10 protein-coding genes are annotated in these 12,605 nt (G+C 56.3%); 7 read left to right on the top strand and 3 right to left on the bottom strand.

The features are described 5' to 3' along the window. The first annotated feature begins 10 nt into the window (after positions 1-10). From G0Q06_RS01985 to G0Q06_RS01960, 6 genes are all read left to right on the top strand, one after another. Positions 11-1,213 (top strand): glycerate kinase, encoded by a 1,203-nt coding sequence (locus G0Q06_RS01985; RefSeq protein ID WP_163961947.1) that lies wholly within the window; start codon positions 11-13, stop codon positions 1,211-1,213. Beyond that, a complete protein-coding gene (locus tag G0Q06_RS01980; protein WP_163961945.1) occupies positions 1,210-1,884 on the top strand; it encodes a DUF2062 domain-containing protein in 675 nt (224 codons plus the stop codon). Before G0Q06_RS01985 ends, G0Q06_RS01980 begins: the two co-directional genes overlap by 4 nt. Then, positions 1,884-3,173: a DUF1343 domain-containing protein gene (locus G0Q06_RS01975; RefSeq protein WP_238710202.1), complete on the top strand. Its 1,290-nt coding sequence runs from the start codon at positions 1,884-1,886 to the stop codon at positions 3,171-3,173. Before G0Q06_RS01980 ends, G0Q06_RS01975 begins: the two co-directional genes overlap by 1 nt. A 73-nt stretch (positions 3,174-3,246) precedes the next feature. Next, positions 3,247-4,242 carry a glycoside hydrolase family 16 protein gene (locus G0Q06_RS01970; protein ID WP_163961943.1) on the top strand — a complete coding sequence of 332 codons (996 nt, stop codon included), beginning with the start codon at positions 3,247-3,249 and terminating at the stop codon, positions 4,240-4,242. A 20-nt stretch (positions 4,243-4,262) separates the two neighbouring features. Further along, on the top strand, positions 4,263-5,696 hold the full coding sequence (locus G0Q06_RS01965; protein WP_238710200.1) for a family 16 glycosylhydrolase: 1,434 nt from the start codon (positions 4,263-4,265) through the stop codon (positions 5,694-5,696). Positions 5,697-5,754: 58 nt separating this feature from the next. Continuing rightward, positions 5,755-9,126: a DUF7507 domain-containing protein gene (locus G0Q06_RS01960; RefSeq protein WP_163961939.1), complete on the top strand. Its 3,372-nt coding sequence runs from the start codon at positions 5,755-5,757 to the stop codon at positions 9,124-9,126. Here the strand turns inward: G0Q06_RS01960 and G0Q06_RS14740 are convergent. From G0Q06_RS14740 to typA, 3 genes are all read right to left on the bottom strand, one after another. Beyond that, positions 9,123-9,392 carry a type II toxin-antitoxin system HicA family toxin gene (locus tag G0Q06_RS14740; RefSeq protein WP_343203180.1) on the bottom strand — a complete coding sequence of 90 codons (270 nt, stop codon included), beginning with the start codon at positions 9,390-9,392 and terminating at the stop codon, positions 9,123-9,125. The two genes, G0Q06_RS01960 and G0Q06_RS14740, sit on opposite strands and share 4 nt — an antisense overlap. Further along, positions 9,367-9,594, bottom strand: a complete 228-nt coding sequence (locus G0Q06_RS01950) for a type II toxin-antitoxin system HicB family antitoxin (RefSeq protein ID WP_163961937.1) — start codon at positions 9,592-9,594, stop codon at positions 9,367-9,369. The genes G0Q06_RS14740 and G0Q06_RS01950 overlap by 26 nt, the downstream gene beginning before the upstream one ends. Positions 9,595-9,689: 95 nt before the next feature. Beyond that, complete coding sequence (typA, locus tag G0Q06_RS01945; RefSeq protein ID WP_163961935.1) at positions 9,690-11,504, bottom strand: translational GTPase TypA; 1,815 nt, start codon at positions 11,502-11,504, stop codon at positions 9,690-9,692. Positions 11,505-11,699: 195 nt separating this feature from the next. On the opposite strand from typA, the gene G0Q06_RS01940 reads away from it, so the two are divergent. After that, positions 11,700-12,602, top strand: a complete 903-nt coding sequence (locus G0Q06_RS01940; protein WP_163961933.1) for a pseudouridine-5'-phosphate glycosidase — start codon at positions 11,700-11,702, stop codon at positions 12,600-12,602. Positions 12,603-12,605: the final 3 nt, after the last annotated feature.

Raw genomic sequence — 12,605 nt, 5'->3', positions numbered from 1 at the left:
CACCATTTCCATGAACACACTGATAGCATTCGATAAATACAAAGGGGCCCTTGATGCCCGGTCTGCCTGTGAACTGGCTCGCGAAGCGCTCTCTGTCAAATTGCCAAAGGCCAAGATCCATTCTGCTCCGCTCACGGATGGAGGGGAAGGGTTTGCCAGCATTCTTGCCGAAGCACTCGGTGGGGAGCTACGGACAGTCGCCGTTCCGGGGCCGCTCTTTGAACCAGTTGATGCCCATTTTGCCCTTGTTGAGGCAGAATCCCTGCCCAAATCAGCGTGGCAACGGCTCAACCTGCCGGACGAATTGATTAATGGAAAAATCGGCATCGTCGAGATGGCTTCAGCCAGCGGCTTTGAATGCCTGTCCGATGATCAGCGCAATCCATGGCAGACAACGACCTACGGAACCGGTCTCCTGATGAAGGAAGCTATCCGGGCTGGTGCGGAGGCTTTGATTCTGGGAATCGGCGGCAGCGCCACCAACGACTGCGGGGCAGGCGCGCTTGAAGCCCTCGGGGTTTGCTACTACGACCGGGAATTGCAACCCGTTACCAAAGTCGTCCCGGGCACCTTTCGCCAGATTAACACGTTGGGCTCCACATCCCATTTACTGGACAAGTTTCCTCCGGTCAGGATTGCCTGCGATGTCACGAATCCACTTCTCGGGGAGAATGGCGCGACGCGGGTATTCGGCCCGCAAAAGGGGCTCCTGCCCGAGGATGCCGACCGCATGGAGCGGACTATCCAGAAAATGGGCCGTCGGGTTCTTGGCCTGTTTGGCAAGCATCCGACGGATTGGGACAAGCTGATGACCGAACCGGGATCTGGTGCCGCGGGAGGAATCGGTTTTGCCCTCAGGCATGCCTTGCCAGACAGCGAGTTTGTGGAAGGATTTCCACTTGTTGCCGACCTTCTGGACCTGCCCCACAAGGTGAAGGAATCCGGATTGATTATCTCAGGTGAGGGCCGGCTGGATCAAAGCTCCCTCGCGGGAAAAGGACCTGTAGCCCTTCTGAGGCTCGCAGGGCCGGCGCAAAAGGTTGTCCTGCTAGTCGGTAGTGCCGATGCCACTACAGTGAAGCAGCTCGCTTCCGCGCATCCAAATCTTGAGACCCTCGTCTTGTCGGATCCGGATTGGCCCATTGAAAAGGCCCTATCCGAAACACCCGCATCCCTGCGCAACGCTTTGGAAAAGGTGGCCCTTCCCGGATGACGCAAGAAGAGCATCGCCTCAACAGGCGCCGCCTTGAGCGGATTGCCCGAGTGAAGCGTGTCCTGCGCTGGATGCCACGGCGTGCCAATGTGCACCGCTATCCCGTCCTGAGGTGGTTTGCCTCCGCTACCCGGAAGCGGTCTTACCTGTGGTGTTTTCGAGTCAAGAATGCGATCCCGGCCCTCTACGCGGGTTGCATTCTCGCCCTTCTCCCACTTTACGGGATACAGCTGCCGATTGCCGTTGGCCTCGCCTTCCTGCTCCGCGCCAACCTGCCCATTCTCACCAGCACGATCTTCATCACCAATCCGTTCACAATCCTGCCCGCTTACTTCGCCTGTTTTCAAATTGGGCGCGTTCTCCTGAATATCTTTGGCGTCGACACTCCCCAGATCAACATGGCGGAAATGAAGTTGCTCATTGACGCCCTGCAAAGTGGCAACTGGGCCATGAACCTGCTTTATCTGGCCAACATCTGGTGGGTGACCGCACTCGGCGGAATAATTCTTGGAACATCCCTCGCGACCATTGCCGCAGGCATTTACAAGCTCGCAGCCTACGAGGTGATGGTCTCCGTCAAGCGCCTCAAGGAATTGCAGAAAAAGCGTCAGGAGCAGGTTGCACAACCTCCTGAACAGTCTCCCAATCCCAAACAAGCAGAAACTCCCTGATGGAAAGCCTTCCCGCATTAATCAATCGTCGCCGCTTCCTCTCACGCCTCACAATGGCCACGACCAGTTGGGCCTTTCTTGGGAACTCCGCAGTCGAAGCCGCCCAACCCAGCCAGTTCCTTCTCGGAATCGATGTGCTCGCGCGGGGCGGTTTCCGCGAGCTGCGTGGCAAACGGATCGGGCTGCTCACGCACCCGGCCGGCGTCAACCGGGCAGGACAATCCACGATCCATGTACTCAAGCAGGCACCCGAAGTGCGTCTTGTCGCGCTCTTTGGTCCGGAGCATGGTATCTACGGTGATGAAAAGGCCAATGTTCCGGTTGATGACAAAATTGATGCCCGAACCGGCCTCCCGGTATTTTCCCTCTACGGCAAATTCCGACGCCCGACTCCCGAAATGCTGGCCCGCATCGACACGATGGTCATCGACCTCCAGGACATCGGGTCACGCAGCTACACTTATGTCAGTTGCATGCGGTATGTCATTGAGGAATGCTTCAAGGCCGGCAAGGAAGTGATTGTGCTCGACCGCCCCAACCCGCTCGGCGGGCTGAAAGTGGATGGGCCCCCTCTGGAGGAAAAGTGGATGAGCTATGTCGGGGCGTTCCAGGTCCCCTACGTTCACGGTCTCACAATCGGGGAGCTTGCCAATATGGCCCTTAAAAAACCAGGTGTGCTCAAAATCCCGGATGCCGTGCGTCGCCGGGGCCGCCTCAAGATCATTTCCATGCAGGGATGGAGGCGCTCCATGATGTGGACGCAGACCGGGCTCAAGTGGATTCCCACATCACCCGCCATTCCGGATCTGTCCGCCGTCCTCGGTTACCCCATGACCGGACTTGGCGCACAACTTGGCAGTTTCTCGCACGGCTACGGCACACATCTCCCGTTCCGACTCATTCAATTCACCGGTACTCCGCCCGAGACGATTTCAAAAGCCCTCACCTCCCGTGGAATCCGCGGCCTCTCATTCCCCGTCATTCCCTTCGAGGTCAAGGGCAAGCTGCGCCGCGCCACCTACGCCCAGGTCACCAACTGGAACGCCCTCCGGCCGACTGAGCTCAGCCTTCACATGATGGCCCTTGCCTGCGAGTGGAGCTCCCAAAACCCCTTCGCAACCGCCTCCTCTTCAAGACAGGGCCTCTTTAACAAACATGTCGGCGATGAACGGGTCCTCAATTTCCTCATCGAAAAAGGTAGCGCTCTTCCCGTCCGCACCCTCCTCGCCGATTGGGAGAACTACTGCCGCCAATTCGCTGCCCAGTCGCGGGCCTATCACCTCTATTGATCCGTCCAGGGTCCCAGATATTTTTGATTTTGGGTTGCGGAAGGCAATTGGTGAAATATGGTGCAATTATATTATGAAACAGATCCCCTCTGCCCTCCTTTCAGTAAAGAAGCTTCCCGCCTTGCTGAGCCTGTTAACCCTGATTCCTCTCTCTGCATTCGCACAATACTCCCTTGTCTGGTCAGATGAGTTTGACCAGCCAGACGGTAGCGCACCCGACCCGGCCAATTGGGGCTACGACATCGGTGGTGGCGGATGGGGTAACTCAGAGCTTCAATGGTACACCGACCGCAGGGATAATTCCCGGATTGAGAATGGCGAATTGGTTATTGAGGCCAAGGAGGAAGCCTTCGAATGGCGGGACTACACCTCAGCCCGCCTTCTCACCAAGGGAAAGCAGGAGTTCCTCTACGGGCGTATTGAAGCCCGCATTAAAGTGCCAGCGGGCCCGGCAGGATTTTGGCCGGCATTCTGGACTCTCGGAGCCGACATTGATACCGTCGGATGGCCACAATGCGGGGAAATCGACATCATGGAATATGTCAGCCGGGAGCCCAACGAGATTTTCGGGACCATTCATGGCCCACTCTACAATGCCGGGGCATCTATAGGGGATATCTATACCTTCGATGAACTTGTATCGGATAATTACCACACCTTCACGGTGGACTGGCAGCCCAACCTGATTCGCTGGTATGTTGACGGAATTCTCTATCACACAGCCACGCCAGACACGATCGGTTCAACACGGGGCGGGCCAAAGGAATGGGTCTTCGATAAACCGCATTTCCTCATCCTGAATGTCGCCATTGGTGGGACATTCGGCGGTGAACTCGATCCCACGCTGGAATTTCCCCTTGAGATGCAGGTCGATTATGTACGGGTCTACGAATTTGATTACGGAATCTTCAATGGGTACCCGCAGGACGGTGACTGGATCAACACCGGAGCCTTCATGGGCTTGGTAAATATTGCCGCATACCCGTGGGTCTACGTGGATTCCCTCGGGGACTACATTTACGCCGCCCCTTCTGACTCGAATAGCGGTTGGGCCTATCTACCTAAGTGATCACTTCCGAAGCCCTCCTCATGAAAAAGTCCTCTTCCCCCTATCGGGTGCTCCTGCGCCTGCTGTCACTGCTTGCCCTTGTTCAGGCACCCCTTGCCGCCCCGGCTGAATACCTCCTCGTATGGAGCGATGAATTCAATCTGCCTGACGGCAGCGCACCCGACCCGGCCAACTGGAACTACGACATCGGTGGCTGGGGCTGGGGAAACCAGGAATCGCAATACTACACGACCAGTACCGACAATGCCCGGATCGAGAACGGGGAGCTGGTCATCGAACTGCGCGATGATACCGGCCTCAACGGGGCTCCGGATCTGTATCCGAATAATGACTATACGTCCGCGCGGCTGCTGACAAAGGATAAGCACGACTGGAGATATGGGCGCATTGAAGCGCGGATCAAAGTTCCTGATGGTGGAGCTGGCCTCTGGCCCGCTTTCTGGATGCTCGGCAATGATATCGATGCCGTTGGCTGGCCCCAATGCGGCGAAATCGACATCATGGAGTATGTCAGCCGTTTACCGGATGAAATTTTCGGGACAATTCATGGTCCCGGCTATTCGGGGGGAGCAGCCTACGGAAACATTTACTACTTTGGTCAACCCGTCGCAAACGATTACCACACCTATGCTGTTGAATGGGAGCCCAACCAGATCCGCTGGTATGTGGACGACATTCTATACCACATCGCCAGCCCGGCTGATATCGCCCCGAACCAGTGGGTCTTCGATCACAACCACTTCATCATCCTCAATGTGGCCATTGGGGGGACTTTTGGCGGAGGAATAGCCCGCAACATCACCTTTCCTCAAAGGATGCTGGTTGATTATGTCCGTGTTTACCAGAATGATGAAATCGCCCTCCCGACCGTGGATATTCCGGGAGTTGTCCAGGCTGAGGATTACTCAAACCAGTCCGGGGCCCGGTTTGAAACCACAACCGACTCAGGGGGCGGCCTCAACGCCGGCTTCCTCGCCGATGGCGATTACCTTGAATACCTGCTCAACTCGCCCGTCGCCGGCACTTACTCCCTCGAGGCCCGGGTCGCCAGTGGGACAGATGTCACGGGCCGACTCATCTTCTCCACGGAGAGCGATTCAGTCTCCTCTCCCGATATCACCAATACCGGCGGCTGGCAGGCCTGGTCCACCCTCGCTGTCGGAGAAATTGACCTTCCAGCTGGCCTCGTCACCCTCCGTATGACCGTAGAGTCTCCCGGACCCGGCATTGATGCCATGAACATCAATTGGATGGATGTCCAATTGGTCAACATCTCCACCGACTATGGCATGTTCAACGGCTTTGACTGGGTCAATGGCTGGGTCGACACCGGCGCCTTCATGGGCTGGGTCAATCTCGAAAACTACCCGTGGACTTACGTCGAGGATCTCGATTCCTACATCTACGCAGCCCCTTCCACCAGTCCCGGGGGATGGATCTATCTGCCCAAATAGCTGGCTAATCCCTTTTTTCTTGCAGAGGGGCGAATTGTGCAATTTGGTGCAATTCCATATGAAGGCACCCCCCCCCTCCCTCTTCTTCAGGCTACTCGCTGGTCTGGGACTGTTCCTTATCGCCCAATCGCCCCTGATGGTCTCGGCCGGCTGGACCCTCGTCTGGCAAGATGAGTTCACGCAAGCTAACGGGAGTCCACCTGACCCCTCCAAGTGGGGATACGACATCGGCGGCTGGGGCTGGGGAAACGGGGAAGAGCAATACTATACCGACAGCACAGATAATGCCCGAATCGAGAATAACCAGCTGGTCATCGAAATGCGTGATGATACCGGCACCAATGGCAACCCGGATGATTACTTCGGCAATGACTATACTTCGGCCCGCTTGCTGACCAAAGGTAAGTTTGACCAGCTGTATGGGAAATTTGAGGCGCGAATAAAGGTTCCAGAGGGGGGAGATGGTCTTTGGCCAGCTTTCTGGATGCTCGGGGCGGACTTTCCTAACACCGCTTGGCCATTTTGCGGGGAGATTGACATCATGGAATACGTCAGCCGCCAACCGAATGAAATTTTTGGAACAATCCACGGCCCCGGCTACTCGGGTGGATCGGCCTATGGGCAAATCGTTAACATCGGTGAAGCGGTAGTGAACGACTATCACATTTTCGCTGTTGAGTGGGAACCCGACGAGATTCGCTGGTATTTTGATGGGGTTCTCTATCACACCGCCAATCCTGCTGATGTGGCACCGAACGATTGGGTCTTCAATGAGTCTAACCCGCCCCAGGCGACCGATGGATTCTTCATGATTCTGAATATGGCCATCGGTGGCAATTTCGGAGGAGCAATTGATGCGAACAACATTAATTTTCCGACCCAGATGCTCGTCGATTATGTCCGGGTATACGAACAGACGGTCACCAATCCACAGTTGGTCTTGACCAAGACCGGCACCTTCAATGACGAGAGCGGCGACGGCTTCGCCGATCCGGGCGAGACCATCGACTATACTTTCACGATTGAAAATACAGGTGATGTGGAGTTGACCAATGTGACGGTTACCGACCCGCTGGTGACGGTCTCTGGAGGAACCGCCCCTTCGCCAAACCTGCTGCTCAATCCAGGCTTCGAAGTTACTCAAGCCGGCTCAGGTCTGAACCTTTGGGATATGGTTCCAAGTGGCGGAAATGTTGTCGTTACGGATGCCTATGCCTACCCGAACACCGGCCTCAAGTCTCTCCTGATTGACAGCACTGGTGCGGGCGACTGGGCCTCCCCGAATGCTTCCCAATCCTTCACAGCAACCGCCGGCGAGGAGTTTAATTTCAAGGGCTACATGTATTCACACACCGGCGTTTCAGGCGCATCCTTCGGCCTTCTCAAGATCGAATTCAGGAATAGCCTGGGTGATCTTCTCGATCCCGGAGTCAGCGGAGTTTCCATTGGATCAGCGGCTGCCAGCCCCTTCTTTGGCGCAGAATCGAATGTCTTCCTCAACAATGCCTCCCCCGCCGCAACATGGATCTTGACCGAAGTCCAGGCTGTGGCCCCTCCAGGAACCGCCACGGTCGGCTTTTACCTGCTGAATGTGAATGAGCCCGGAGCGACCCAACTCATGTATTTCGATGACATCAAGGCCACAGACGTGACTGCTGGAACAGGGCCTACCCTTCCAGTAGGCGCAACGGACAGCAGCACCTACACGGCGACCTACACGATCACTCAGGCCGACATCGACGCTGGCCAGTTTGTCAATACAGCCACCGCCAACAGTGCGGAAGGCGCATCCGACGATGACACCGAGACAACGATCTTGCCCACTGTGCCACCATTGCAGGAACTCACCCTCACCAAGACCGGTACCTTCAATGACGAGAGTGGCGACGGTTTTGCCGATCCTGGCGAGACCATCAGTTATGCCTTCAGTATCGAGAATACCGGCAGCGTGCCCCTGACCAACATCGTCGTCACCGATCCATTGGTGACTGTTCTCGGTACCCCGACTGGCCCGACCAACCTCCTGACAAACGGAAGTTTTAATACGGCCATTGGTGCTGAATGGACTCAGAACCTGAGCGGCGGATCAGCCGGAAATTCCTCTGCTTACGTAAGAACCGGTGCGAATTCCCTGGTCATTGACAGTACTGGTGCAGGTGATTGGGCGTCCCCGAATTTGTCCCAGACCTTTCCAGCAAGCCCCGGACAGGAATTCAATCTCCAAGGTTATATGTTAGCGCCCGCAGGCAGCATTCCCGGGACGTCATTCGGCCTGCTTAAGATAGAATTCACAAATGCCCTTGGTGAGGCTCTCGATCCAGCCTCTGTTTCGATTGGTGGAAGCGCCGACGCCCCGTTCTTCGGAGCTGAATCGACTCCTTTCCTGAACAGCGTTTCAGCTATTGGGGACTGGATCCCTACTGAGACCCAGGCGGTTGCTCCAGCTGGTACGGTATCGGTCAGGTTCGTCGCTCTGAATGTCAACCAACCGGGTAATCCTGGGCCAATGTACTTCGATGACATTGTGGCCACTGACGTAGCCGCCGGCGGCGGTCAGGTTGATCTGCTTGTTGGTGCAACAGACAGCACGACATACACCGGAACCTACACCATCACCCAGGCCGATATTGATGCAGGGGGGGTCACCAACACTGCCACCGCAAGCAGTGATGAGGGCGTGTCTGATGATGACGTTGAAGTCACCCTGCTTCCCCAGAATTTCCAGTTCACAATCTCAACCACTCCGGTCTTCAACGACGAAAGTGGGGATGGATTTGCAGAAGTGGGAGAAACTGTCAGCTATCCTTTCACCGTGGAGAACACAGGGAACGTAACCCTGAACGACTTCGAGATTGTCATGATATCACTCACCGGTGGCCCGACAACGCTTGATGTCGGGGAAGTGGATACAACTACCTTCGAGGGGACCTACAGTCTTACTGAAAGTGACATTCAGGCGGGCGCAGTCGCAGGCCTGACCGCAATCGGCTATGGTTCCAACGTGGGAACAATGGAGCAGCCTTTGCCCTCAGTTCCCCTTACCGAGGACCCCAACGGCGACTTCGATGGCGATGGTATCCTGAACATTTTAGAACGGGCTTTTGTCCTGAATATGTTCAGCCCGGACCCGATCGCATTACCTGCTGTGGGCACTTATGATGAAGACGGCCAGAAATACATGACCATCAGCTACACGCGCCAGAATATTACAGTTATCGGTGACAGCAATGGAACCTTCACCTCATCGGATTTCATTTACACTGTGGAGGTGAGCGACGATTTGACCACATGGAACTCGGATATTCCAGAGCTGGAGCTTGTTAACGAATTTGATTCCGGAGTCAGTGAATCAGCCATCGTCCGCTCCACGGATCCAATGGTCCCCGGGACGACAAAATTCATGCGCCTGAAGGTGGAACCGAGGCCCTAGGCTTCACCACCCTCAGGCCTTCCCGGCTTTCTCTGCCCGCTTGCCAGAAAGCGGCCTCGGCCGCTCTGGCGAATGATCGATGCCAACGTACCGGGCTTTAAATCCTTGTGCAATGGGATAGGGATTGTCCGTGAGCCATCTGGAGTGGTTTTGCGCATAATCCTGTGACTGCCTTTCTGCCGGACGGGGATGAATCCGTGCAGTTCTAAAAGTCTACAAATTTGTGCCCCGGAGAATCGCCTACGCGGGGGCGTAATCTGCCTCAAACTGGGTGATCCAGGATTCCTCGGAGAGCCGACCCTGAACCTCCTGAGGGGAAGCAGTTTCAAGAAAAAGGGTCACCGCCTCGCGCAGATTTTCCACGGCTTCCTTTTGGGAAGAGCCTTGACTGGCGATGTCCAGTTCCGGGGAAAAGGCAACATACTGGTCCTCTTCCCGACGGACGATGGCAGTGAACTTTGCTTTCATCTGCCTGAATATAGATGATGGAGGATTCATACCGCAAGCGTGCAGTCAGTTCCTGAATCCGGGAACAAGGAAAACCAGTCAAATTCAGGCAGTCTTTAAGCCTTCCCGGCCTTTTCCGCCCGCTTGCGCAAGTTTGGATCAAGGATCCGCTTGCGCATGCGGAGGACCTTCGGGGTCGCCTCGACATACTCGTCGGATTCAATGTATTCAAGCGCCCGCTCGAGGGAATGCTTGATCGGCGGAGCCAGCTGGATGTTCTTGTCGCTACCTGAGGCGCGGACATTCGTCAGCTGCTTGCCCTTGGTCGGGTTGACCGGGAGGTCGATCCGTTTCGGGGATTCGCCGACAATCATACCGACATAGACTTCGTCACCCGGTGCCACGAAGAGCTTACCGCGTTCCTCAAGGGCCATCAGCGTATAACCGGTTGCGGCACCCTGCTCCATGGAAACAAGCGTACCGGTCTGGCGACTGACAATCTCGCCCGCCCAGGGCTTGTAGGCATCAAAAATATGGCTCATCACCCCATGACCGCTGGTCATGTTGACGAGGTCGGACTCAAAGCCGATGAGGCCTCGGGTAGGGATATTGGCTTCAATGGTCGTCCGTCCCATGTGGGCGTGCATGCCAGTCATCTTCCCCTTGCGCCCGGCAAGGTTCTTCATGATGCCACCGACGGCGTCTTCCGGCACGTCAATCCAGACATTCTCAAAGGGTTCGCAACGCTTGCCATCCACTTCCTGAGTGATCACCTGCGGACGGGAAACGAGTACCTCGAATCCCTCGCGGCGCATGGTCTCGACAAGAACTGCAATCTGCATCGCTCCGCGTGCGGAAACCATGAACCGGGCACCATCAGCGGCCTCATCCATCTGGATGGAAATGTTGGATTTCATCTCGCGGACAAGGCGCTCGCGGATCTGCCGGGAAGTGACCTTCTTGCCATCCTTACCAGCGAAGGGACCGTCGTTGACGGCAAATTCCATCTGGATTGTCGGCGGGTCGATCTCCATGAAGGTCAGGGGTTCCTGTTCGGATTTGGCAACAATCGTCTCCCCGATATCCAATTCCTCAAACCCGGCGACGCCGATGATGTTACCGGCAACGCCCAGATGGGAATCTGAGGTCTGCATTCCGGAATATTCAAAGAGCTTGGTAATCTTGGCCGTCTCGCGTTTGCCGTCCTTGTGAATGATCTGCATCCGGTCACCATCCTTGACTTCCCCACTCAGGATACGCCCGATCGCAACACGACCCACATAGTCATTCCAGTCGATGTTGCTGACGAGCATCCGGAAGTCACCCTCCTCTACCACGGGTGGATCAATGTGCTTCATGATGGTCTCGAAGAGCGCGGACATGTCCTTGCGCGGACCATCCAGATCAAAATCTGCCCAGCCATTCTTTGCGCTGGCATAAACAAACGGGGCATTGAATTGCTCATCCGTTGCCTCAAGGTCAAGAAACAGCTCGAGGACCTTATCATGCACCGCAACCGGGTTGGCATGCTCACGGTCCACCTTGTTGATCACGACGATCGGTTTCAGGTTGTGCTTGAGGGCCTTCATCAGGACAAAGCGGGTTTGCGCCTGCGGGCCGTCGTGTGCGTCCACCAGCAGCAACACGCCATCGACCATTTTCATTACACGCTCCACTTCAGCGCCAAAATCGGCGTGTCCGGGGGTGTCAACGATGTTGATCAAATCGTCCTTCCAGTGGACGGAGGTGTTCTTCGCCTTGATGGTGATCCCCTTCTCCCGTTCGAGGTCCATGGAGTCCATCATGCGGTCGGCGACCACCTGATTCTCACGGAAAAGCCCACCAGCCTTGAGCATTTCATCGACAAGGGTGGTCTTGCCGTGGTCGACGTGCGCGATAATCGCGATATTACGGATGTTCTTCGGGTTCATTGGAAAAACCGGACACAGAATCGGGTTTTCCCCTGCATTGCACGATTATTCGGCGAAATACTTCACTCTGGAGGCAAATATTGGCTGCCGTCTTTTTCACCATGGCTATCTGCCGGGCAGGGTTCCCACGGGTAAGCTCGGGCAACCTGAACTTGAGTGTCCTTGCTGAATCTGCTGTGGTCGTGGCCAATGCCTATGACCTCATCCTTACATATCCGGCCAGACATCAAGGAAGCCCTCCGTGAAGGTCGGGCCGTCGTTGCTCTAGAGTCGACTGTCATCACTCACGGGCTGCCCTATCCTGACAACCTTGAAACAGCCATGGCCATGGAATCCGCAGTGCGTGAATCCGGGGCCCTGCCAGCAACCATCGGGATCGTGGACGGCCGGGTCACGGTCGGGTTAACCGGGGAGGAAATTGAGCTCCTGGCAAAACAAGCTCCCGGGACCGTGCGCAAGTGCAGCCGGCGGGATTTTGCGATTGCCATAGCGGCCAAGGAGCATGCCGGGACGACCGTTGCGGGCACCATGCTCGTCGCATACCGGGCAGGGATCCGCGTATTCGCAACCGGTGGGATCGGCGGCGTCCATCGGGGTCATCCTTACGATGTGTCGGCTGACCTCGAGGAGCTGGGGCGGACACCGGTTGCCGTGGTCTGCTCCGGGGCAAAGGCCATTCTGGATCTTCCCCTGACCATTGAATACCTTGAGACCAAGGGTGTCCCTGTCATCGGATTGGGGACGGAGGCCTTTCCGGCTTTTTATTATTCCGACAGTGGATTGGGCGTCGATCATTGTGTCGCCGACGCGCAAGAGGCTGCTCGCATCATCAAGGCGTCGCTGGAATTTGAAACAGGAGGGGGAATGCTCGTCACGGTGCCTGTCCCCGCTGCTGCGGAATTGCCGCGTGAACAATGTGAGGAAGCCATCGAACTAGCGCTTGCTGAAGCCGAGGCCAAGGGCATCCGCGGGAAGGACATCACGCCCTTTATGCTGGCCCGCATCTCGGAGCTGACCGAGGGAAAATCCCGCGATGCGAATCTCGCCCTGCTGATCAACAATGCCTCGGAAGCGGGCCGGATCGCGGTGCAGCTTTAGGCA

It is taken from the genome of Oceanipulchritudo coccoides (assembly GCF_010500615.1).
GTDB classification, from domain to species: Bacteria; Verrucomicrobiota; Verrucomicrobiia; order Opitutales; family Oceanipulchritudinaceae; genus Oceanipulchritudo; species Oceanipulchritudo coccoides.
This window is presented reverse-complemented; position numbering and strand designations above follow the sequence as displayed.

Coding starts and splice junctions, on each gene's coding strand:
- typA (WP_163961935.1), bottom strand. CDS start 11,504: ATGAACCCGAAGAACATCCGTAATATCGCGATTATCGCGCACGTCGAC.
- G0Q06_RS01965 (WP_238710200.1), top strand. CDS start 4,263: ATGAAAAAGTCCTCTTCCCCCTATCGGGTGCTCCTGCGCCTGCTGTCA.
- G0Q06_RS01975 (WP_238710202.1), top strand. CDS start 1,884: ATGGAAAGCCTTCCCGCATTAATCAATCGTCGCCGCTTCCTCTCACGC.
- G0Q06_RS01940 (WP_163961933.1), top strand. CDS start 11,700: ATGACCTCATCCTTACATATCCGGCCAGACATCAAGGAAGCCCTCCGT.
- G0Q06_RS01980 (WP_163961945.1), top strand. CDS start 1,210: ATGACGCAAGAAGAGCATCGCCTCAACAGGCGCCGCCTTGAGCGGATT.
- G0Q06_RS01950 (WP_163961937.1), bottom strand. CDS start 9,594: ATGAAAGCAAAGTTCACTGCCATCGTCCGTCGGGAAGAGGACCAGTAT.
- G0Q06_RS01985 (WP_163961947.1), top strand. CDS start 11: ATGAACACACTGATAGCATTCGATAAATACAAAGGGGCCCTTGATGCC.
- G0Q06_RS01960 (WP_163961939.1), top strand. CDS start 5,755: ATGAAGGCACCCCCCCCCTCCCTCTTCTTCAGGCTACTCGCTGGTCTG.
- G0Q06_RS01970 (WP_163961943.1), top strand. CDS start 3,247: ATGAAACAGATCCCCTCTGCCCTCCTTTCAGTAAAGAAGCTTCCCGCC.